General features: G+C 71.2%; 21 protein-coding genes and 1 pseudogene. 12 read left to right on the top strand and 10 right to left on the bottom strand.

Annotated elements, in window-relative coordinates:
- Positions 1-62 precede the first annotated feature (62 nt).
- From hutU to P696_RS0130035, 3 genes are read left to right on the top strand one after another with little or no spacing between them, the layout of a single operon-like run.
- On the top strand, positions 63-1721 hold the full coding sequence (hutU, locus tag P696_RS0130025) for a urocanate hydratase (RefSeq protein WP_026415231.1): 1659 nt from the start codon (positions 63-65) through the stop codon (positions 1719-1721).
- A 16-nt stretch (positions 1722-1737) separates the two neighbouring features.
- Entirely contained in the window at positions 1738-2943 is a 1206-nt protein-coding gene (locus P696_RS0130030) for an allantoate amidohydrolase (protein WP_026415232.1), read from the top strand.
- Positions 2944-2952: 9 nt separating this feature from the next.
- Positions 2953-4317: a formimidoylglutamate deiminase gene (locus P696_RS0130035; RefSeq protein ID WP_026415233.1), complete on the top strand. Its 1365-nt coding sequence runs from the start codon at positions 2953-2955 to the stop codon at positions 4315-4317.
- Positions 4318-4327: 10 nt separating this feature from the next.
- On the opposite strand, the gene P696_RS49075 is transcribed toward P696_RS0130035, so the two are convergent.
- From P696_RS49075 to P696_RS0130050, 3 genes are all read right to left on the bottom strand, one after another.
- Positions 4328-5455, bottom strand: coding sequence for an AurF N-oxygenase family protein (locus P696_RS49075; RefSeq protein WP_064744157.1), 1128 nt, complete (start codon positions 5453-5455; stop codon positions 4328-4330).
- A 204-nt stretch (positions 5456-5659) separates the two neighbouring features.
- On the bottom strand, positions 5660-6535 hold the full coding sequence (locus tag P696_RS0130045) for a transporter substrate-binding domain-containing protein (protein ID WP_026415234.1): 876 nt from the start codon (positions 6533-6535) through the stop codon (positions 5660-5662).
- A 13-nt stretch (positions 6536-6548) separates the two neighbouring features.
- Positions 6549-7226 carry a hypothetical protein gene (locus tag P696_RS0130050; protein WP_026415235.1) on the bottom strand — a complete coding sequence of 226 codons (678 nt, stop codon included), beginning with the start codon at positions 7224-7226 and terminating at the stop codon, positions 6549-6551.
- Positions 7227-7410: 184 nt separating this feature from the next.
- Between P696_RS0130050 and P696_RS0130055 the strand changes: the two genes are divergently transcribed.
- On the top strand, positions 7411-8235 hold the full coding sequence (locus P696_RS0130055) for an HAD family hydrolase (protein ID WP_211245893.1): 825 nt from the start codon (positions 7411-7413) through the stop codon (positions 8233-8235).
- Positions 8236-8374: 139 nt separating this feature from the next.
- A complete protein-coding gene (locus P696_RS0130060; protein ID WP_026415237.1) occupies positions 8375-8962 on the top strand; it encodes a TetR/AcrR family transcriptional regulator in 588 nt (195 codons plus the stop codon).
- 3 nt (positions 8963-8965) lie between these two features.
- Here P696_RS0130060 and P696_RS0130065 read toward each other — a convergent pair whose 3' ends face one another.
- Positions 8966-10237, bottom strand: coding sequence for an SGNH/GDSL hydrolase family protein (locus P696_RS0130065; RefSeq protein ID WP_084338404.1), 1272 nt, complete (start codon positions 10235-10237; stop codon positions 8966-8968).
- Positions 10234-10875 (bottom strand): ATP-binding protein, encoded by a 642-nt coding sequence (locus tag P696_RS0130070; protein ID WP_157429997.1) that lies wholly within the window; start codon positions 10873-10875, stop codon positions 10234-10236. The genes P696_RS0130065 and P696_RS0130070 overlap by 4 nt, the downstream gene beginning before the upstream one ends.
- Before the next feature lie 258 nt (positions 10876-11133).
- On the opposite strand from P696_RS0130070, the gene P696_RS53110 reads away from it, so the two are divergent.
- The 4 genes from P696_RS53110 to P696_RS54995 are packed head-to-tail and all read left to right on the top strand — an operon-like array spanning position 11134 to position 12521.
- Complete coding sequence (locus tag P696_RS53110; RefSeq protein WP_051468358.1) at positions 11134-11943, top strand: helix-turn-helix domain-containing protein; 810 nt, start codon at positions 11134-11136, stop codon at positions 11941-11943.
- Positions 11940-12134 carry a DUF397 domain-containing protein gene (locus P696_RS0130080; RefSeq protein ID WP_026415240.1) on the top strand — a complete coding sequence of 65 codons (195 nt, stop codon included), beginning with the start codon at positions 11940-11942 and terminating at the stop codon, positions 12132-12134. Before P696_RS53110 ends, P696_RS0130080 begins: the two co-directional genes overlap by 4 nt.
- Complete coding sequence (locus P696_RS54990) at positions 12131-12343, top strand: DUF397 domain-containing protein (protein WP_084338406.1); 213 nt, start codon at positions 12131-12133, stop codon at positions 12341-12343. Before P696_RS0130080 ends, P696_RS54990 begins: the two co-directional genes overlap by 4 nt.
- Positions 12324-12521 (top strand): DUF397 domain-containing protein, encoded by a 198-nt coding sequence (locus P696_RS54995; protein ID WP_084338408.1) that lies wholly within the window; start codon positions 12324-12326, stop codon positions 12519-12521. Before P696_RS54990 ends, P696_RS54995 begins: the two co-directional genes overlap by 20 nt.
- Here P696_RS54995 and P696_RS49085 read toward each other — a convergent pair.
- The 4 genes from P696_RS49085 to P696_RS0130105 all read right to left on the bottom strand — a co-directional run bounded on the left by P696_RS49085 (position 12505) and on the right by P696_RS0130105 (position 14962).
- Positions 12505-12918 carry a DUF5959 family protein gene (locus P696_RS49085; RefSeq protein ID WP_051468359.1) on the bottom strand — a complete coding sequence of 138 codons (414 nt, stop codon included), beginning with the start codon at positions 12916-12918 and terminating at the stop codon, positions 12505-12507. The two genes, P696_RS54995 and P696_RS49085, sit on opposite strands and share 17 nt — an antisense overlap.
- Before the next feature lie 96 nt (positions 12919-13014).
- A complete protein-coding gene (locus P696_RS0130095) occupies positions 13015-13404 on the bottom strand; it encodes a hypothetical protein (protein ID WP_157429998.1) in 390 nt (129 codons plus the stop codon).
- Positions 13405-13571: 167 nt separating this feature from the next.
- Positions 13572-14171: a L,D-transpeptidase gene (locus P696_RS49090; RefSeq protein WP_051468360.1), complete on the bottom strand. Its 600-nt coding sequence runs from the start codon at positions 14169-14171 to the stop codon at positions 13572-13574.
- Positions 14138-14962 (bottom strand): S1 family peptidase, encoded by an 825-nt coding sequence (locus P696_RS0130105; protein WP_026415242.1) that lies wholly within the window; start codon positions 14960-14962, stop codon positions 14138-14140. Before P696_RS0130105 ends, P696_RS49090 begins: the two co-directional genes overlap by 34 nt.
- Positions 14963-15223: 261 nt before the next feature.
- On the opposite strand from P696_RS0130105, the gene P696_RS57595 reads away from it, so the two are divergent.
- Positions 15224-16150, top strand: a complete 927-nt coding sequence (locus tag P696_RS57595; protein ID WP_026415243.1) for a GDSL-type esterase/lipase family protein — start codon at positions 15224-15226, stop codon at positions 16148-16150.
- 24 nt (positions 16151-16174) lie between these two features.
- On the opposite strand, the pseudogene P696_RS55000 reads toward P696_RS57595, so the two are convergent.
- Positions 16175-17056 (bottom strand): annotated as a pseudogene (locus P696_RS55000) (LysR family transcriptional regulator); the annotation flags it as partial.
- Positions 17057-17133: 77 nt separating this feature from the next.
- On the opposite strand from P696_RS55000, the gene P696_RS0130120 reads away from it, so the two are divergent.
- Both P696_RS0130120 and P696_RS0130125 read left to right on the top strand, forming a co-directional pair.
- On the top strand, positions 17134-17883 hold the full coding sequence (locus P696_RS0130120; RefSeq protein WP_026415245.1) for an arginase family protein: 750 nt from the start codon (positions 17134-17136) through the stop codon (positions 17881-17883).
- 113 nt (positions 17884-17996) lie between these two features.
- Complete coding sequence (locus tag P696_RS0130125; protein ID WP_157429999.1) at positions 17997-20144, top strand: hypothetical protein; 2148 nt, start codon at positions 17997-17999, stop codon at positions 20142-20144.
- Positions 20145-20215: the final 71 nt, after the last annotated feature.

A 20215-nucleotide genomic window follows, 5' to 3' on the forward strand; every position in this document is an offset into this window, starting at 1 on the left:
GTACGACCTGACCGTCCGCGCGCGGTGACCGCGCGCGACCCGTCTTCCGGAGGAGATCCCTCATGTCCGGTCCCCGTCCCGTCCGCGCTCCGCGCGGGACGCAGCTCACCACCGCCAAGGGCTGGCCGCAGGAGGCCGCCCTCCGCATGCTCCAGAACAACCTGGACCCCGAGGTCGCCGAGCACCCCGACAAGCTCGTCGTGTACGGCGGGACCGGCAAGGCCGCCCGCGACTGGAACTCCTTCGACGGGATCGTCCGGTCGCTGGAGTCCCTGGACGGGGACGAGACGCTGCTCGTCCAGTCCGGCAAGCCGGTCGGGATCTTCCGCACGCACGAGTGGGCGCCGCGCGTCCTGATCGCCAACTCCAACCTCGTCCCGCAGTGGGCGAACTGGGACGAGTTCCGCCGCCTGGAGGCCGAGGGCCTCACCATGTACGGGCAGATGACGGCCGGTTCGTGGATCTACATCGGCACGCAGGGCATCCTCCAGGGCACCTACGAGACGTTCGCGGCCGTCGCCGCCAAGCGGTTCGGCGGGACGCTCGCCGGGACGATCACGCTGACCGCCGGGCTCGGCGGGATGGGCGGCGCGCAGCCGCTCGCGGTGACGATGAACGGCGGCGTCGCGATCTGCGTCGAGGTCGACCCGTCCCGGATCGACCGGCGTGTCGAGCACCGCTACTGCGACGTCCGCGCCGACTCGGTGGACGAGGCGCTGCGCCTGGCCGTGGAGGCCCGCGACAGGCGCGAGCCGCTGTCGATCGGCCTGCTCGGCAACGCCGCCGACGTCGTCCCCGAGCTGCTGCGCGGGGGCGCGCCGATCGACATCGTCACCGACCAGACCAGCGCGCACGACCCGCTCGCGTACCTGCCGTCCGGCGTGGCGTTCGAGGACTGGGACGCCGAGCGCGACAAGGACCCGAAGGGCTTCACCGACCGCGCCCGCCAGTCGATGGCCAGGCACGTCGAGGCCATGGTCGGGTTCATGGACGCGGGCGCCGAGGTCTTCGACTACGGCAACTCGATCCGCGGTGAGGCGCAGCTCGCCGGGTACGACCGCGCGTTCGCGTTCCCGGGGTTCGTCCCGGCCTACATCCGGCCGCTGTTCTGCGAGGGCAAGGGCCCGTTCCGCTGGGCGGCGCTGTCGGGCGACCCGAAGGACATCGCGCGCACCGACAAGGCGATCCTCGACCTGTTCCCGGAGAACGAGCAGCTCACCCGGTGGATCAGGATGGCGGGGGAGAAGGTCCACTTCCAGGGCCTGCCGTCCCGGATCTGCTGGCTCGGCTACGGCGAGCGCGACAAGGCGGGCGCGGTCTTCAACGACCTCGTCGCGCGCGGCGAGATCAGCGCGCCGATCGTGCTCGGCCGCGACCACCTGGACTGCGGGTCGGTCGCGTCCCCGTACCGCGAGACCGAGGGCATGAAGGACGGCTCGGACGCGATCGCCGACTGGCCGCTGCTGAACGCCATGCTGAACACCTCGTCCGGCGCGACCTGGGTGTCGATCCACCACGGTGGCGGCGTCGGCATCGGCCGGTCGATCCACGCGGGCCAGGTCTGCGTCGCGGACGGCACGGCGCTCGCGGGCGCCAAGCTGGAGCGCGTGCTGACCAACGACCCGGGGACGGGCGTCATGCGGCACGTGGACGCGGGCTACGAGCGCGCGGAGGAGGTCGCCGACGAGCGCGGCGTCCGCATCCCCATGCGCGAGAACTGATCCCCTGAGGAGAATCGTGGGCTTCGAGGAGATGTGGGCGGCGCTGCTGCCCGTCGGACGGGACGCCGCCACCGGCGGTTACGACCGTTTCGTGTGGACGCCGTCCGAGCTGGAGTGCCGCGCCTGGTTCCTCGATGAGGCCCGCGCCCGTTCGCTGGAGGTCGAGAGCGACGGGAACGGCAACCTGTTCGCCTGGTGGTATCCGGCGGACGGACGGCGTGACGGCGCGGTCCTGACCGGAAGCCATTTGGACTCGGTGCCGGGCGGTGGCGCGTTCGACGGGCCGCTCGGCGTCGTGTCGGCGTTCGCGGCGATCGACCTCCTGCGCGCGCGGGGGGTCGAGCCGACACGTCCGCTGGGTGTCGCCGCCTTCGCTGAGGAGGAGGGGGCGCGGTTCGGTATCGCGTGCCTCGGCTCCCGGCTTCTGTCCGGTGCGATCGATCCGGCTCGTGCGCGCGCGTTGACCGACGGCGCAGGACGCACGTTCGCCGAGGTCGCAGCGGAGAACGGCGTCGACCCCGCCGGTATCGGACGCGACGACGACCTGCTCTCGCGCGTCGGCTGCTACGTCGAGTTGCACGTCGAGCAGGGGCGCGCGCTCGCCCCGGAGACGCCGGTCGGCGTGGCGTCCGCGATCGTCCCCCACGGCCGGTGGCGGCTGGACTTCACCGGCGAGGGCAACCACGCCGGGACGACCCGCCTGATCGACCGGCGCGACCCGATGCTGCCGTTCGCGTCGACCGTCCTCGCCGCGCGGGCCGCCGCCGAGCGGCACGACAGCGTCGCGACGGTCGGGAAGGTGAAGGTCGTGCCGGGTGGGGTGAACGCCATCCCGTCCGCCGTCGCCGCGTGGCTCGACAGCCGCGGGCCGGACGAGCGGGCCGTCCGCGCGACGGTCTCCGACGTGCTCGAACACGCGCGCGCCGCCGGTGCGGGGCACGGGGTCGCGGTCGAGCTGACCGAGGAGTCCTACACCGAGGTCGTCGACTTCAACCTCGGCCTGCGCGACCGCGTGGTGAAGGCGCTCGGCGGGGCTCCCGTGCTGCCGACGGGGGCCGGGCACGACGCGGGCGTCCTGTCGGCGGTGATCCCGACGGCGATGCTGTTTGTCCGGAACCCGACGGGCGTCTCGCACGCGCCCGCCGAGCACGCCGAGACGCCCGACTGCCTCGCGGGCGTCGAGGCCCTCGCGGCGGTACTGGCGGACCTGGTCCGGGGGTAGAACACCGTTATGCGATGGCACGCCGAGTACGCCTGGCTCGGAGACGACGTCGCCGCCGACGTCCTCATCGAGGCCGAAGGCGAGCGGATCAGCGGCATCAGCAGAGGTGTTCCGGCCCCGCCGGACGCCCCCCGCCTGCGCGGCCTCACCCTCCCGGGCCTGGCCAACGCCCACTCCCACGCCTTCCACCGAGCGCTCCGCGGCCGCGTCCAGGCCGACCGGGGCACCTTCTGGACGTGGCGCGAGACGATGTACAAGGTCGCCGAGCGCCTCGACCCCGACTCCTACCGCGCGCTCGCCACGGCCGTGTTCGCCGAGATGGCGCTGGCCGGGATCAGCTGCGTGGGCGAGTTCCACTACCTGCACCACCGTCCCGGCGGTGCTCCCTACGACGAGCCGAACGCGATGGGCGAGGCGCTCATCGAGGCCGCCGACGCGGCCGGTATCCGCATCACGCTGCTCGACACCTGCTACCTGACCGGCGGCCTGGGCCAGCCCCTGACGGGCGCCCAGCTCCGCTTCGGTGACGGTTCGGCGGGGGACTGGGCACGGCGCGTGGACTCCCTCTACGAACAGAACGACAAGGGCGCCCGTCCTCATGCGCGCGTGGGGGCGGCGATCCATTCGGTGCGGGCCGTTCCGCGCGAGCAGATGCGGGCCGTCTCGTCGTGGGCCAAGGAACGGCGCGCGCCCCTGCACGTCCACCTGTCCGAGCAGCCCGCCGAGAACGAGGCGTGCCTGGAGACGTACGGAATGACGCCGACGCGGCTCCTCGCCGAGTGCGGCGCGCTCGGGCCGCTCACCACGGCCGTCCACGCGACGCACCTGACGCCCGAGGACATCGGGCTCCTCGGCGCGACCATGACCGGCGTGTGCATGTGCCCGACCACCGAACGCGACCTCGCCGACGGCATCGGCCCCGCCCGCGACCTGCACCACGCGGGTTCCCCGATCAACGTCGGCTCCGACCAGCACGCCGTCATCGACCTGTTCGAGGAGGCCCGCGCCGTCGAGCTGGACGAGCGGCTCCGCACCCGCGTCCGCGGCCACTGGACGGCCCACGAGCTGCTCGCCGCCGCGACGTGGAACGGCCACTCCGCGCTCGGCTGGCCCGAGGCCGGACGGCTCGAACCCGGCGCGTACGCCGACCTGACCACGATCGCGCTCGACTCGCCGCGCACGGCGGGCGCGGGCCCGGACTTCGCGGCGGAGACGGCCGTGTTCGCCGCCACCGCCGCCGACGTCCGGCACGTCGTGGTCTCGGGACGGCAGGTCGTCGAGGACGGCCGCCACGTGCTCGTCCCCGACGTCCCCGCCCTGCTCCGCGACACCATCGCCGCCGTCACGGGCGACGAACCGTCACCGTCCGTCTAGAGGTACCGGCCTAGAGGTCGGGCAGCGGCGCGATCTCCACCCTCCTGCGCCACTTCGCCGCCCTCGCCTCCCGCGCCGAGACGACCCGTCCCGGCGGAGCGTCTCGGCCCGGTGCCCGGCCGGGACGCGCCGCGGGCTCGCGGCCCTTCGCAGCCTCGCGGCCCTTCGCGGGGGCGTGGTGCTTCGCTCGGATCTGGCGCGACGACGCCCCCGCCCCGTCGCGCCAGATCCCGAGCGCCCGCCACAGCCGTTTGCTGACCGGGTTGATGAGGCCGACCTCGACGCAGAGGTCGCGGAGGCCCGCCACGGCGTCGGCGATGGTGTCCCTGGACGCGTCGGACCGCCAGTACGCCTGCCGCATCACGGGTTTCGGGATGCCGAACCGGCGGGCCATCGCGGGCGGCGGGGTCAGGATGACGACCGCCATCGCCTTCGCCGTCGGCGGGACGCCGAGGCTCAGCAGGAACCGCGAGGGGGCCGCCATGCGCGGCACGTGGTACCGGAGATATCTGCGTCCGAACGAAATGTGACGTGCCTCCTCCGCGACGTGGATGGCCATGATGCGGGTGATGAGCGGATGGCCGTTCTCGCCCTCGCGCAGCACCCGCCGCTGCATGTGGTCGATGGGCTCCTCGCCCGCGAGAACGCCGAAGAAGAACAGCGCGGGCGCGACCGCGCCGAACACCGGAACCGATTCGCCGATCCACCGGAACATCCGCGACATTCCCGGGGCGTCCATTCCGCTGCGGTCGACGAACTCCTGGAACATCAGCCCGTGATGACCCTCCTCGATCATCTCGTGGTACACGTACCGGAATTCCGCCGAGCCGTTCGGCAGCCGCCAGGCGAACGCCAGCAGCCCCCTGTTCAGCAGGTTCTCGAACTGCATCCCGACCTTGGCGACGTTCGCCTGCCGGTACAGCCCGAGCCGGGCCCGTTTCTCCGGCGGCAGCGACAGGTACCACGGATGCGCGGACAGCGGATCGGCGCGCGGCAGTTCCCAGCGCGGATCCTCCGGGTCGATCGCGTGGTCGGGATCGTCCCAGGGAATGTCGCGGAACGGTTCCCAGTGCTTTTCGACGGACGCCTTGGACAGCCTTCGCAGGGCCTTCTCGTAATCGAGATCGGTGACAGTCATCCCGTCCCTCGGAAAGAAGTGACGTTTCCATCGGCGTGACTGAAGCTTTCTTTCTCCGTCAACCTAGGAAGCCGTCCGCCGCCGGGTCAACCGTCCGTGATCGCCTCGCCACCGCGTCCCCGCCCCCGAGGTGCGCAATCAAGCCCTTACCGGCACGATGTCCGACATCGGCCACGCCGGTGGCGCCGTGGTCCGGCGCGGCGCTCAGTCCTTCGACTTACAGGAGAGCCCGGTCATCAGGCTGCCGGACGGCTTGTACATGCTCTCGAAGTCGCCCTGGCCGCTGTTCTGTCCGGTGGCCGCGTCGGCCGCGGCGCGGAAGGTGGCGGAGAAGTCCGTCCGCCACTGGGTGCGCAGGTAGTTCGTGATCTGCTCATTGATCTTCACGCAGTCGGCGTGATGGCCCATGAGGATCCCCACGCCGTAGTACTGGTTCTGGCCCCAGGTGCCGGACTGCACGACCCGGTACCTCCCCGGGAACTGCTGCACGTAGCCGTACTGGATCAGGCTGTCGGTGAAGACCGCGTCCACCCTTCTCTGGTCGAGCTGGGCCACGCAGCCCGCGATGGTCCTGGACTTCGCGCTCATGACCGCGTCGGGCAGCTCCACCTTCTCGGGGGTGGTGTCCTCGGTCGTGCAGACGCTCTTGCCCTTCAGCGTGGACCCCTTGTCCATGCTGTGGTCGCCGGAGCGCACCAGCAACGCCTGTTGGGAGACGGCGTACGGTCCGGCGAAGTCGACGCCCTCCTCGTTCCGGTCGGGGGTGATGGAATAGGCCGCGATGACCAGGCTCACGGTGTGATCCTTCAACTGGGCGGCGCGGTCCCCCATGTCGAGGATGTGGGTGGAGGGCTTGAGGCCCAGTCCGTGGGTGATCGCGTTCATCACGTCGATGTCGAGACCGGCCGGATTGGTCTGCCCCCAGGAAAGGCCCGGAGTGTCCGCCACGACGCCGATGGACACCGTCGGCCCGCACAGGACGGACTTCTTCGGGTCGCACGCCTTGTCATCGTCGCAGGCCACCATGAGCGAGCCGAGCAGGAGCAGGACGCCGACCGTGCGCGCGCCGCGGGTTCGCATGAGTCCTCCCAGGTCAACCGTTGGTCATGTGGGCCTCGAGCACGGTGACCCGCACCGTGCAGTTCCGGTCGCCCTGGTCGTTGACGACGCCGACCTTCAGCGTCACCGACCCCACCCCCCGCTGCACGGGCACGGTGACGACCCCTCCCGGCGCCACCGAGTCGGGACGGGCCACGCCGCCTCCGAGCTGGGTGGCCGGGATCAGGCGTGTGAAGGGGCGGCAGGTCCCGCGTCCCGGATCACTGTCCCGGGCGTCCAGCCGCATCGTGAACAGGCGGCGGTAGTCGGAGATGGAGACACGGATCGTCAGGGTCCTTCCGGGGCGGACCCCGCTCTCGTCCTGCGTCACGATGACCGATCCGGTCACGTCCAGCGTCTTCGTCGCGTCGTGGTGGCGCTTCCACAGCAGCGCCCCGAGGAAGACCGCGCAGACGATCTCGACGGTGAGCATCGCCCAGATCGCGGCGCGGAGCGCGTCGGGGGTCAGGCGCTGATCGGGCTTCGGCGGGAAGTACTGCGGAACGAGCGCCAGCACCGCGGTGATCGCCGTGACGACGGTCACCACCGTCGAGACGATCTGTGACACTCCGCTGGTCGTCAGGACGAAGGCGACGATGAGGATGAGCGCCCCGGCGACCGTGCCCAGGCCGAGGAAGATCCCGCCGCGGTCGCGCTGGGGTGCGTCTGACATCAAGGCCTCCGTCCTGCCGACTGACACCTCGTGGATGTACAAATCTGACGAGCTGGTCAGCCCGGTGGACCCTTTTGACCGGAATGGGACAGAGGTGGTGTCGGCCTGAGGCGGGCCTCGCCCGGCGTCCGCGCCCGTCGGCCCGGGGCTGCGTCCGCACGGGTTTCAACGGGAGACTTGGCGCATGCCTTTCATGGACGAGACCACCGCCGCCGCCGTCCCCCGGCCGGTGCCGGGGGAGGCGCCCGCCGTGCCGGACTCTGCGCGCACGCCCGCCGTGCCGGACTCTGCGCGCACGCGCGCCGTGCCGGACTCTGCGCGCACGCGCGCCGTGCCGGACTCTGCGCGCACGCGCGCCGTGCCGGACTCTGCGCGCACGGGCGCCGTGCCGGACTCTGCGCGCACGCGCGCGGTGCTGATCGACATCGGCGGGGTGCTGCGCTCCGACCGCACCCGCGAGGTGCTCGCCGACTGGGCCGTCCGGCTCGGGACGTCGCGACGGCGCGTCCTGCGCGCGGTGTTCGCGGGCAACGACGAGACCGTCCTCGTCGGGCGGATGAGCGAGGACGACTGGTGGGGGATCGTCGCCGAACGGCTCCGGCTCCGTCCGGACGAGGTGTCCGACCTGCGCGGCGACATGGGCGCGCGGGAGAGCTGGAACGCGGACCTGGTCGCCTGCCTGCGGGGACTGCGCGACCGGGGCACGCCGACCGCGATCGTCAGCAACGCCTGGCCCGTCGCCCGGACGATCCTCGCCCGGGACGGCCTGACCGGCGTCGCGGACGAGATCGTCCTGTCCTGCGACGTCGGCTGCGCGAAACCCGACCCGCGCATCTTCGAGGAGGCGCTCCGGCGGCTCGGCGTCCCGGCGGAGGACGCCCTGTTCGTCGACGACACCCCGGCCAACGTCGCCGCCGCCGAACGCCTCGGCCTCACCGGCCACGTCCACACCGGCACCGCGCCGACGATCGCCCGCATCACGACCTTCGCGAGCCTCGACGGCGGCTAGGAAGCCAGGGGCTAGAAGGCCAGGGGGCTGGGAAGCCAGGGCCGCCGCCTCACGACGGCCCGCCTCGTCCGCGGCGGGCGTCGGCCGGTCGGACCGACCGCCCTTGAGGGTAGACGGAACGTTCTGTACAGTCCGGTGCATGGCCGACGACAGCAAGCCCCCCGCTCGCCGCCGCATCCTCGACGCCGCCGACGAGCTCTTCTACGAGCACGGGATCAACTCGACCGGCGTGGACGCGGTGATCGAGGCCGCCGGGGTCGCCCGGATGACGTTCTACAAGCACTTCGGCGGCAAGCAGGCCCTGATCATGGCCTATCTGGAGGGCCGCGAGACCCGCTGGCAGTTCCGTCTCCAGCGGGCCATCGACGCCGCCGGGGAGGATCCGCGCGCCCGTCTGCTCGCCGTCTTCGACGCCCTCAAGGGCTGGGCGGCGTCCGAGTCCCGCTTCCGCGGCTGCTCGTTCGTCAACGCCCTCGCCGAGCTCGCCGAGCCCGACCACCCGGCGCGCGCGGTCGTCCACGCGTACAAGGCCGCCCTGCGCGACTGCGTGTTCCAGCTGGCCGAGGAGAGCGGGACCCCCGATCCCGAACTCCTCACCGACCAGCTGCTCCTCGTCTACGAGGGCGCGATCTCCACCGGCTCGCTCGGCACCGTCGAGGACGCCGTGGAGAAGGCGCACTTCACCGCCGAGCAGCTCATCAACGCCGCCGTCCCGGTGTCGCGCTGACCCTCAGCGGGGCATCCGGAACGCGCGGGCGATCGCCTGGTAGCCCGCGTCGTTCGGGTGCAGGCCGTCCTCGTACACGTACGCGACCAGTGGACGGTCGGGCGCGGCCGGATCGGCGATCGCCCTGTCCACGTCCAGGACGGCGTCGAACGTCCGGCTCGTCCGGACCCACCGGTTGATCGCGACCCGGGCCTTCTCGACCTTCGGCGACCACGCCGGGAACAGCGCCGACCGCATCGGCAGGATCGTCGCCCCGACGACCTTGATCCCGCGCGCGTGCGCGGCCTTCACGAGCTGCCGCTGCGCGTCGATGACCTGCTGCGCCGTCGACGGACCGCCCGGGACCAGGCACGGATCCCCAGGCGTCTCCCGGAGGTCGTTCGCCCCGAGGTGCATGATGACGGCGCGCACCCCGGGCCGGTCGAGGACGTCCCGCTTGAACCGCGCCGTGGCCTTCTCCCCAGCGCAGGCCGAGTCGTAACGCAGCCGGTTCCCGCCGATCCCCGTGTTCACCACGCTCAGCGGACGGGACGACCCCGACAGCCGCTCGGCGAGCAGATCGGGCAGCGAGGCGTCCGCGCCGTTCGTGGCCCCGACACCGTCCACGAGCGAATCGCCGAACGCCACGACCGTCCCGGCGCTCCGCCCTCCGCTGACGTCGACCCCCGACAGGAAGTACGACGAGTCGGTGCTCTTCGTGTACGCCTCGGACCCCACGTCCCCGACGTGGTTGCCCTGCGCGAGGAACGACGCCCGTCCGCCGAACCGATGGAACGTCGCGGGTCCGGTGGGTGTCGCGAACCTCAGCGTGATCGCCAGTTTCTCCAGCGGCGACGTCGAGAGCGTCACCGGATCGCTGACAGCCTCGGCTCCGGGACGGACCACCGGCGCGGACCGTCCGCCGAATGTCAGCGTCACACTGCTGCCCGGCCACACCTTCGCCCCGCCCGCGGACCGGCCCACCGCCGCCCCGTCCACCTTGAGCAGGCGGTTGCCGTACAGGTTCGAGATCCGTACCCGAACCCGCGTCCCACCCGAGCTCAGCCGGACCACCTGCCGGAGTGTCTGCCCGGAGAACCCCTCCGTCGACCAGTTCTGCCCGGAGTCCTCGTCCCCGGCGATCGGACGTTGCATCGCCGCGCCCCAACTCTGCGTCCACGTGGGCGCGCTCCGGTCCGGCGCCTTGGCGACCGCCGTGGCCGTCCCACCGGCCAACGCGAGCACGAACGCCCCCGCCACCGGCATCCGGGCCCGCCGCAAGATCGATTGATTCATGGCCACGATCCCACCGCGCCACCCGCCCCCGGCGCATCGCAGCCACCCCCACGATCCCCGGTGGGGGAAACCCCCGCCTCCACCGCCTGGACGACCCGCTCCGCCGCCTCCTGCAGATCGATCAGCGGATGCCGCGCGTACACCCCGGTTCGTCCCCGCCACGAGAACGTCAGCGGACAGACCCACACGTTGATGCCGTCCACCGAGACGATCGAGACCCCCGCGCTGTCACTCGACCACTCCGCGTTCAGCCCCCGAGCCGCCAGAGCATCGACAAGCCGCCGAGCCGCGACCCCGGGCGACACCCGCCAGGGAGGCCGAGGCCACCGCTCCGGCAGGGGCAGGACGAACCAGGCGACCTTCCCCAACACGGGCGCATGGGAAAGCCGTGACCGCGACAGATGACACCCCCACCCCGAAGCGACCGCCGCGACGATCCCCAGCCCCTTCCCACTCTCGTCGAGCAGGTCCCCGCCATGCACCTCCGGCACGGCCTCCCGGTTCCCGTCGAACACCGACACGACGAGCTCCGCCCGGGGCCGGGTCCGAGCCCACACCCACAACTCGAGGGAGTCGCCGGCATGCCGGTAGGCGTTCGTGGCCAGCTCACTGACCGCGAGCACCGCGTCCTCGACCACGGACGCCCCGAACCCGACCTCCGCCATCGCCGCCCCCACCAGCCCCCGAGCCCGCTTCGCCCCAAGGGCGTCACCAGGCAGCTCCCAGAGGCAAGCCCCACCGAACGGAAGATCCCGAGCACGCCCACCCATGAAGATCACCCACCGCACTTCTCTCGTCTCTTTCCGTAACTCCAAGACGAGCGTGACCCTCCGTGCTTACGGTGATTACGCATTCGGATGTACTGAAACATCCGTCCGGACGAGGAGGCGGGCCACATGACCGGCATCGATTCGCTCGACCCGGCGGCGTCGACGTGGGACCTCATAGCCGTTCAGCTGCGCATACTCCGCGTCCAGCACGGCTGGACATGCGAACAGGTGGCACGCACCGCCAACGTCTCGCGCTCTCATGTTTCAAACTGGGAGGCGGGACGACGCCGCCCCCGCCGGAATGAGCTCGTCGCACTCGACGAGGCGTGGAGCACCGGCGCGCTGCTCGCGACCCTCCACGACTACGCGACGGACGGCCACGACCACACCAGGGTCGGCGCCTACCTCGCCCACGAACGCAAGGCCGAGACGATCGAGGGCTTCAACTCGGACCTGGTCTTCGGCCTCTTCCAGACCGAGGACTACATGCGCGCCCTCTTCCAGGCGGGCGGAGTCGTGGAGGACGTCGAAGCCGAGGTCGCCAAGCGCCTCGCCCGCCAGGAGATCCTCACCCGCCCGACCCCGCCGAAGCTGTGGATGGTGCTCGCCCAACCGGCCCTCTGGTGGCAGGTGGGCGGACCCGACGTGATGCGAGAGCAACTCGCCCACCTGCTGGAGGTCTCCCAATGGCCGAACGTGAGCCTTCGCGTTCTCCCCGTCTCGGCAGGCTGGTCGTCGATCCCCGGATCCCTCTCCATCATGAATTCGAGGGACAGCGAGGTCGCCTATCTCGAGGCGGGACGTTTGGGTAGGCTCCATGAGCGAAGGCCCGAAGTGCAGGAGGCTCGCGCTCGCCTCAACGAAATCGCCGCGCGAGCGTTCTCCGAGAGTCAGTCATACGCCCTGATCGAGCACACGATGGGACTGGTGAAGTGACCTCATGGCGCAAGTCGTCGCACAGCGACGACGCCGGTGGGCAGTGCGTGGAACTCGCGGCCCTGCGTGACCAGGTGGCCGTCCGGGACAGCAAGGCCCCCGGCGCCGGACATTTGAAGCTCGCCCCCGACGCGTTCGCCCACTTGCTCGCTTGTGTGAAGGCGGATCGCGGCACACAGTCGGAGGCATGACTCCCAACTGGCGCAAGTCCAGCCACAGCCACGACTCGAACTCCGACTGCGTGGAGCTGGCAGCATTTCCGACCGGACTGGGGGTGCGTGACAGCAAGGCCACTGAGGGCGGACACCTGAGTCTCACCCCCGACGCGTTCGCCGACCTGCTCGCTTGCGTGAAGCGGAATTCGCTTCAGAGTCGGGTGCATGAGGAATCGGTGGCGTAAGTCTTCGCACAGCGATGATGCTGGTGGTCACTGCGTTGAGGTCGCTCTGAGGTGCGACCAAGTGGCCGTCCGGGACAGCAAGGCCCCGCAGGCTGGTCACCTCGTGCTCTCGCGTGGCGAGTTGGCCGCCCTGCTCGCTGGCGTGAGTGAGAGTCGGGCTCTCAACGGTCGGGCATGAGTTTCCGGGCGAGTTCCAGCCGGTCGCGGTGGTCCTCGATCCAGTCGTCGCGGAACCGCACCAGCAGGGTCACCGAGGTGAGTGAGTCGACGGCGTCTTTGACGGTGGCCTCGGCTGCGATGCGCGGGCCGGTCGGGTCGCCGAACTCGACGGGAACGACCCTCATCTGAGGGCCGCGTCCCTGCTCCATCCACGCGGCCGGACGCCCGGCGGACAGCGCGTCCAGGACGGCCGCCCATTCATCCAGGTCCTCTTCGAAGAGGTACACGTCGTCCAGGTGGCCATGAGCGAACACGCTCGTCGCCGTGATGCGGGCTTCGAGAGTCCCGAAGGGCCCGGGAGCGACGACCTCCACGATGACGCTGTTCTCACCGTCGTCGAACCTGACCAGTTCCACGAGATTCCTTCCGTGTCGGCCTCCTCCACTCACTTGTTCACCCCGGAGAGGGGGCACGGAGTGGGCCGTTAGGCGTGGTTGTTGGGTGGGGGGTTGTTATTGCGAAGGTGGGAGGACTTGGCCTTCGTTGCAGTAGAGGCCGGGTATGGCCTCGTTCGGGTGCGGGGGCCTGCCGGTGAGTTCTTTGAAGACGTGGACGGGGAACGCGTACTTGTCCCCTCCGTTCGGGTCGGGCCATACTCCCTTCTTCCCGTAGGTGGTGAAGGTGAGGAGGAGTTTTCGCTGGTCGTGGCCGTAGGACAGGCAGGCGTGCCAGTTGAGTGCCGTGTTCTCGTCCTGGCGGATCTCGGCCTGGACGGGCCCTTGGAGCGGCGTGGCGAAATGGGTGATGAGCCATTTCGCGCCAGCCTCGCCGCCAGGCGACCTTCGGTGAGTCGTCAGGTCCACATCGAACTCGGCGAGCCGGGACGCGTCGCGCTGACGCAATCGCTCAATGACGTCCGACACCCGTTGCCGTAGCCGGGAGTCGCCCTCGCCGGTGAAGGTCACTCCTGCCGCCAGTGGTGCGGCGGGGCGATGCTCTTGGGGCCACCACACGAATGCGGCAGTGGCGGCTGCGAGGAGCAGGGCTCCGGACGCCACGAGGACGAATTTCAGCGGAGGGCGCTGCCGCGTTGCCATTGGTCCCATGACTTCACCCAATACGACCAGCCGTTCGTCCAAGGTAGGGGGCGTGTGGTGCCGGTGACGTCGACGACGTCGCCGCGCTGGGCGATGCCGAAGAACCATTGTGAGTCCTGCGGGGTCGCGCGGACGCAGCCGTGGCTCATGTTGGCGACGCCGAGGTAACGCTGGGCGGAGGCCGCCCCCTGGTGAACGTACTCGCCGCTGCTCGTGATCCGCACCGCCCACGGGATCTCCTCGGAGTACCCTCCGTTCGCGGTGTCCTTGGGGCCGACGCCCATCCATCGGGAGTCCATGTGCTCGACCCGCTTCTTGCCCATGACCAGGTGCGGACCGCTCGCGGTGATGAAGTTGGGCCGCTCGCTGGAGCCGGTGCTGATCTTCATGGTGCGCCTGACGGAACCGTCGAGCCACACCGTCATGAGGTGGCGGCGGGAGTCGGCCGTGGCGATCTGTGAGGCGCCGACGGCGAACGTCCTGGCGTAGTCGCGTGAGCCGTAGACCCCCTTGCCCGCCGTGACGCCGCCAAGGGTGATCAGGCGTTCGTGCTGATGGTCTTCTGGATCCACTTGGCGAAGGCGGGCGCGCTGCTGTAGAGCCCCGGTCCCTGCGAGCAGGGCACCCCCGGGGCGCCGGGGCCCGAGGTCACGCCGATGAGCTCCCAGCGCCCGTTCCGGGCCCGCTGGATCTGCGGGCCGCCGGAGTCTCCGTTGCAGGCCATGGCCTTGGGCACCCGGCTGATCGTGCACAGCCTGGTCTGGTCGGCATAGCCGGGGGCGCACTCGGCGGCCGACCCCCTGCGGGCGTCGAGCTGCTGAAGCCGCTCGGCGAAGACCCACTTGGTGTAGTCAGGGCTCTCCACGACCGTGCCGAAACCGAGCAGCCTGGTCGGAGTGCCGGGAGGTCCGGGCTGGTTGGCGATGCGGATGGGCTTCTCGCGGACGGGGCGGTCCAGGCGGATCAGCGCGACGTCGTTGGAGTTGGGACGGTTCTGCTCAGAATCGCCCGCCTTGTAGCCCGGATGGACGACCGTCCGCGTGATGGCGCGGACGGTGCCTCCGGACTTGTACCCCTGGCTGCCGATGCGGACGGTGCCGTCCGCTTGCGTCTCCACCACACAGTGGGCCGCCGTCAGCACCCACTGGCGGTCGATCAGGGACCCGCCGCAGACCCCCTTGAACTGCAGCTCGTCGGCCGACACCGGGATCGACGCCATGAACGGGTATGGCTCTGTGGCGTCCTTGCCGTTGATGATCGCGTTGGCGCTGCCGGCCGTCACGGTCAGGCCTGCCACACCGGCGGCCAGGGCGAGGACGGCGGCACGCGTCGCGTGGCGGCGTGCGGATCTGGGAGCGAACACTGGAAGTTCCTTTTGCTGGTCGAGAGTTCGGATACGTCCAGCCTGGCCGTGAGCGAGGCGCCGGGACACCGGGCCAGTAGGTGTTCACATGGTGTAGCCAGCCCCCAGACGCGCCGCGCCGCGCGCCGACCGAAAAGGGACGACACCGCCGGGGCCGCCCGCACCGCCGCCATCCTGCTCCTCGCTGCGGCGAGGCTCCACGACGCCACCCTCGCCCCAGGATCGGTAGGCTGAGCTGGTCATTTCGGCAGAAAGGCCACGGTGAACACCTCCCGTCCGCACGCCCTGTTCTCCTTCGGCACGCTGCTGGACGAGCGGGTGCAGAACAAGCTCTTCGGACGGCCCGTCCCCAGCGAACCGGCCGCGCTCGCGGGGTACGCGACCCGGCCGCTGCGGATCACCGACCCGTCCGTGATCGCGACCAGCGGCCTCGACGTGCACCTGACGCTGACGCGCGAGATCGGGGCGGAGGTCGAGGGGGCGATCCTGCACCTCACGGACGCGGACCTCGCCGCCGCCGACGCCTACGAGGTCGACGACTACGTCCGCCGCCGCGTCCGCCTCACGTCGGGCGAGGCCGCCTGGGCCTACGTGGACGCCAAGCCCCTGCGCCCCGCCGCCCGCATCGTGATCGCCGGGGACAGCATCGCCTACGGACGCTGCGACCCCGACGGCGGATGGGCGGCCCGCCTCGCCGCCGCGCACATCGCCGCCAACGAACGCGACCACCGCGTCTTCAACGTCGCCATCCCCGGCAGCAGCCTGGACGACGTCCGCGAACAGCTCCCCGCGCTCCTGCCGTTCCGCCTGCCGGACACGCTCATCGTCGGCGCGGGCATCAACGACTCCGCCCGTCCTCACAGTGGAGACGGCTGGCTCGCGGACGTCGCCGACAACCTCGCCGCCCTCGGCAGGACGGCCCTGAAACACAACGCGCGGCTCGTCGTCCTGGGCCCGACCTGGCTGGATGAGGCCCGCGCCCCCGTCTTCGGAGAACTGCGTTTCACGCTCGCCCGCGCCGAGGCCCTACGCGAGCTCACCCGCGCCTGGTGCGCCGAGAACCACATCGATCACGTCGACATGTGGGAGCCCCTCCGCGACAGACCGGCCCTCCTCGCCGACGGCCTGCACCCCACCCCGGACGGCCACCGCGCCCTCAGCGAGCACCTCACCGCTCTGACCAGCTGAAACTCCGCCCGCAGCCTCGCCGAGCAGGTCGAGGACGGCCCGGACGGCCGGAGTGGAGTGCCGGATCAGGGCCTGGACGTCCCGGCTGAGCGGCAGGTCGGCGAGCGGACGGAGAAGCACGTCCGGCGGCGCGCCGTCGGTCCCGCTCTCCGGGACGAGCGCGACACCCAGCCCATACCGGACCATCTGGAGGATGAGCGCGTAGTCGTCGGCCGAGTGACCGGTGTCCGGCCGAAAGCCCGCGAGCGCGGCGGCCCGTTCGATGAGCTGGTGGTCGGCGGTGCCCCGGGAGCCGACGATCCACGACTCCGACGACAGTTTCCGCAGGTCGATGGCGGGAGCCACGGCCGGGTGCCCGGCGGGCAGCGCGACCAGGACGGGCTCGCGGCGCAACGGCCGGACCTCCAGGCCGTCCGGCGCGGGCTCCGGCAGCAGGCTGTAGGCGTAGGTGATCGCCAGGTCGCAGCGGTCTTCCCGGAGCGCGGTGATCGCGTCGGCGGGTTCGAGTTCACGGATGACGACGCGCAGCTCGGGAAACCGCGTCCGCGCCGCCCGGACGGCGGGCAGCAGATGGCGGACGGCGGCCGTGGCGAAGGTCGCGACACGCACCGGGCCGCGCGGCTGGCCCGCCTCACGGAGATCCTTCTCCGCCGCGTCCAAGGCGTTGAGAACAGTGTGCGCGTGACCGGCCAGCCGATGTCCCTCGGGGGTCAGCCGGACGCGGCGTCCGACCCGGCGGACGAGCCGCACGCCCGCCTCCCGTTCGAGCCGGGCCAGATGCTGCGACACGGCCGAGGACGTCATGCCGTTCACCTCGCCGACGGCGGTCATCGTCCCGTACTCGGCGAGGTCGCGCAGGAGACGCAGGCGCGTGGGATCCAACATCAAGGCGAGCTTACAGATCATCCCAGCAACGCTTAGTGGACCTTGGAGGACGAGGCCGACCACACTGCGTCTTCGACGCCGTCCGGGGAGGGAACACGATGTTCACCGTCATCGAAGTGCCGCAGTGGCAGGGGTCGTCGGCTCCGTCCGCGCCGAAACTGGCCGAGGGCGCAGCGCGCCTCGCGTCCCTGATCAGCGACGGCGCGGCGTCGCGCGTCCGGGTGACGCCGGGGGAGTCCCTGGCGGAGACGGCCTCGCGCGTCCGGGCCGTCCTCCCACCGGACGGCCTGACCGTGACCATCGGCGGGGACTGCGGCGTCGAGCTGGAACCGATCGCCGCTGCCGCTCGCCGGTTCGGCGAACGGCTCGCGGTCGTGTGGTTCGACGCGCACGGCGACCTCAACACACCGGAGTCGTCGCCTTCGGGCGCGTTCCACGGGATGGTCCTGCGGACCCTGCTCGGCGAAGGCCCGGCCGAACTGCTCCCGCCCGTCCCGTTGCGGCCGTCCCAGATCGTCCTGTCCGGCGTCCGCGCCCTGGATCCGGCGGAGCGCGACTACGTCCAGAACCACCCGTTCGGTGACGCGGAAACCCTCCCGGAGGACGCCCTCCTCTACCTCCACCTAGACCTGGACGTCCTGGACGGCTTCTCCTCGATCGGCTGCCCAGAACCCGGCGGCCTCACCCCAAACAACCTGCTGTCGCAGGTCAAAGCCCTATCGACCCGCCACCACGTCATCGGCCTGGGCATCACCGAATACACCCCGTCAGACCCAGCGGACGAGACCCTCCTCACCGACCTGGCCCCAAAGATCGTCCGACTCTGCGCAACATCTCACACCCGCTGAAACACCCGCAGGCACCGCGTCGTCTCGTTCGGGATGCTGCTTTGGTCTGGCTTGTCGGACGTCGTGGCTAGCCTGGCCGCTGATCACCACTTGGGGCGGAAGGACGACGGCGGATGGCCGCGAGTATCGACGAGATTGACTGGGCTTCGCTTGGTGATGCGTATGGTCCGGCGGACGCGTTTCCGCAGATGCTCAAGGACGCCACCGATCCCGATCCCGAAGTGCGCGATGAGGCGCTTCACGAGTTGTTCGGCAGCATCTACCACCAGGGGACCCTGTACACCGCTACTCCCTACGCCGTTCCGTTCGTCGTTCGCGCCGTCACCGACCCCGCCACGCCTGGGCGTGCGGGGCTGGTTCACCTGCTTGGCGCGATTGCCGAGACCGATGACGCGTCCCCGGCGGTCCTCGCCGACGTGCGGGCGGCGCTGGTGAGCGACGTTGGTCTCCTGCTTCCCCTCCTGGACGACCCGGATGCCGAGACCCGGCACGTCGCCACCCACCTGCTCGGCCACCTTCCGCGTGAAACCGCAGCTCAGGTGGTGCCCACCCTACGGACGCGGTGGACGGTCGAGCAGGAGCCGATCGTGGTGGCCGGTCTCCTCGCCGCCGCAGGACGCCTCGCCCCGGAAACCAACGCCGCCTGGCTGACCGAAGAACTCGCGTCCGGCAAGCCGGACACCGTTCGCGCGGGCGCCCTCTGGGCCTCGTCCGCCGCCGGGCTCCCGTGGACTGACGCCTCGGCCGAGGCACTCACCGACTGCTGGCTGAACGGCGAACCCCTGGAGGGCTGGATCTGGTCCGACCGGCCCTACGAGGACATCGTCCTGCGGCTCGACACCCCGGCCTTCGCCGCCATCAGCCGGACCATCCTCGAAGAGGGGCCGAACGAAGCCGCGCGGGCTGCGATCGACGCCGTGTACGAGCGGTGCGTGCGGTCGCGTTCGGCCCGCGCCGTACTGGCGTCTTTGCTTGCCGAGACTGTCGAGCACCCCGACCCCGTGGTCCGTCTCGCCGCGGCGGAGGCCGCCCGGGACGTCCCGGAGGCCACGCCGTTGGTGGTGGACACGCTGGCCGCCCACGCCGTCCGGATCACTTCAAGGTTTCCGGCCGTCCGCGCCGTCCCGGCGGATGAGGGGCCGCGTCTCCTGTCGGAGGACGACCGGCTGCTCCCGGTCGCCCTCGACGTCCTGATCACGCTCGGGGACCCGCGCTGGCGGGAGCCGCTCGTCCACGCCCTCGACGCGGGCGAGATCATGTTCGGCACGCTGGGAACACTGATCGACGCGGGCGTGCCCTGCGACGACGTCCTGCTCGGGGCCGTCCGGCGGCGGATCGCCGCGTGGCGTGCCGGGCAGGTGCGCGAGACCTACGCCGGCGTGGTGCGGCACAACGAGATCAACGCGCTCACCAGGCTCGTCCACCACTGGGGCCCGGACGCCGCCGACGCGGTGCCCGACCTGGTCCCGATCGTCCCGGACGACATCTGGTGGACGGTCCGGGCGCTCGGCGCGATCGGTGAGGCGGCGTCGGAGGCGGTGCCCACGCTGACTCGCGTCCGCGACACGGCGGAAGCGGCGAGCAGGCGGCTCCAGTGCGCGGAGGCGATCGCCGCGATCACCGGCGACGAGGACCAGCTCTCCGCCGGCGTCGCCGCCGTCGCAGCCGAGGGCGAACCGTCGCTCGCCGCCCAGGCCGCGCTCCGCCACGGCCTCCCCCTGGACGACGTCCTCCCGGCCCTGCGCGCCACAGCCGCCCGCACCGCGCCGACCGACGACCCGGCCGTTCTCAGACAACGACTCGAAGCCGCCCGGTTGCTGCTCGGCCAGGGCGAGGCCGACCCGTCCATCCAGGTCGCCGCAGACGCGCTGGACGCCGGGATCTGCACCACCCTGGCGCTGGAACTCGCGGGTCAGGTCGGACGCGCGGCCGCCGGAGAACTCGACCGGCGGGTGCGGGCGAGGCTCGGCGCCCCCCACGAAGCCGTCGCCGCCGCGCTCGCGTTCCGCCGGATCACCGGCGAGTCCGAGCCACTCGTCGCCGGCGTCCGCGCCTGGCTCACGAGCCTCGGAGCCGGGCCCTGGCTGGACGAGCCGCTCCGAGAGCTCGGCCCGGACGTCGCGGAACTCCTGCCTGAACTGCGAGAACTCGTCGACGGCGACAGCCCGTGCCCGGGCGTCGGGATCGGCGGACGGCTGGTCCGCGAGGACGAGGAGGCACGCGCCCGGCTCGCCGCCCTCCTGGCCGAACCCGACGCCTGAGCCGCCGGGCGTCCTCGATGCGCTCGGCCTGAGACTCCGAGCCTCAGCCGGAGGACGGAAACAACGGACGG

It is taken from the genome of Actinomadura oligospora ATCC 43269 (genome assembly GCF_000518265.1).
Taxonomy (GTDB): domain Bacteria; phylum Actinomycetota; class Actinomycetes; order Streptosporangiales; family Streptosporangiaceae; genus Spirillospora; species Spirillospora oligospora.

What these genes read in the sequence shown, in the direction of transcription:
- P696_RS0130060 (WP_026415237.1), top strand. Translation starts at nt 8,375, where the DNA reads ATGGCCGACGACAGCAAGCCCCCCGCTCGCCGCCGCATCCTCGACGCC.
- hutU (WP_026415231.1), top strand. Translation starts at nt 63, where the DNA reads ATGTCCGGTCCCCGTCCCGTCCGCGCTCCGCGCGGGACGCAGCTCACC.
- P696_RS0130120 (WP_026415245.1), top strand. Translation starts at nt 17,134, where the DNA reads ATGTTCACCGTCATCGAAGTGCCGCAGTGGCAGGGGTCGTCGGCTCCG.
- P696_RS53110 (WP_051468358.1), top strand. Translation starts at nt 11,134, where the DNA reads ATGACCGGCATCGATTCGCTCGACCCGGCGGCGTCGACGTGGGACCTC.
- P696_RS0130050 (WP_026415235.1), bottom strand. Translation starts at nt 7,226, where the DNA reads ATGTCAGACGCACCCCAGCGCGACCGCGGCGGGATCTTCCTCGGCCTG.
- P696_RS54990 (WP_084338406.1), top strand. Translation starts at nt 12,131, where the DNA reads ATGACTCCCAACTGGCGCAAGTCCAGCCACAGCCACGACTCGAACTCC.
- P696_RS0130125 (WP_157429999.1), top strand. Translation starts at nt 17,997, where the DNA reads ATGGCCGCGAGTATCGACGAGATTGACTGGGCTTCGCTTGGTGATGCG.
- P696_RS0130065 (WP_084338404.1), bottom strand. Translation starts at nt 10,237, where the DNA reads ATGAATCAATCGATCTTGCGGCGGGCCCGGATGCCGGTGGCGGGGGCG.
- P696_RS0130055 (WP_211245893.1), top strand. Translation starts at nt 7,411, where the DNA reads ATGCCTTTCATGGACGAGACCACCGCCGCCGCCGTCCCCCGGCCGGTG.
- P696_RS0130035 (WP_026415233.1), top strand. Translation starts at nt 2,953, where the DNA reads ATGCGATGGCACGCCGAGTACGCCTGGCTCGGAGACGACGTCGCCGCC.
- P696_RS49075 (WP_064744157.1), bottom strand. Translation starts at nt 5,455, where the DNA reads ATGACTGTCACCGATCTCGATTACGAGAAGGCCCTGCGAAGGCTGTCC.
- P696_RS0130045 (WP_026415234.1), bottom strand. Translation starts at nt 6,535, where the DNA reads ATGCGAACCCGCGGCGCGCGCACGGTCGGCGTCCTGCTCCTGCTCGGC.
- P696_RS54995 (WP_084338408.1), top strand. Translation starts at nt 12,324, where the DNA reads ATGAGGAATCGGTGGCGTAAGTCTTCGCACAGCGATGATGCTGGTGGT.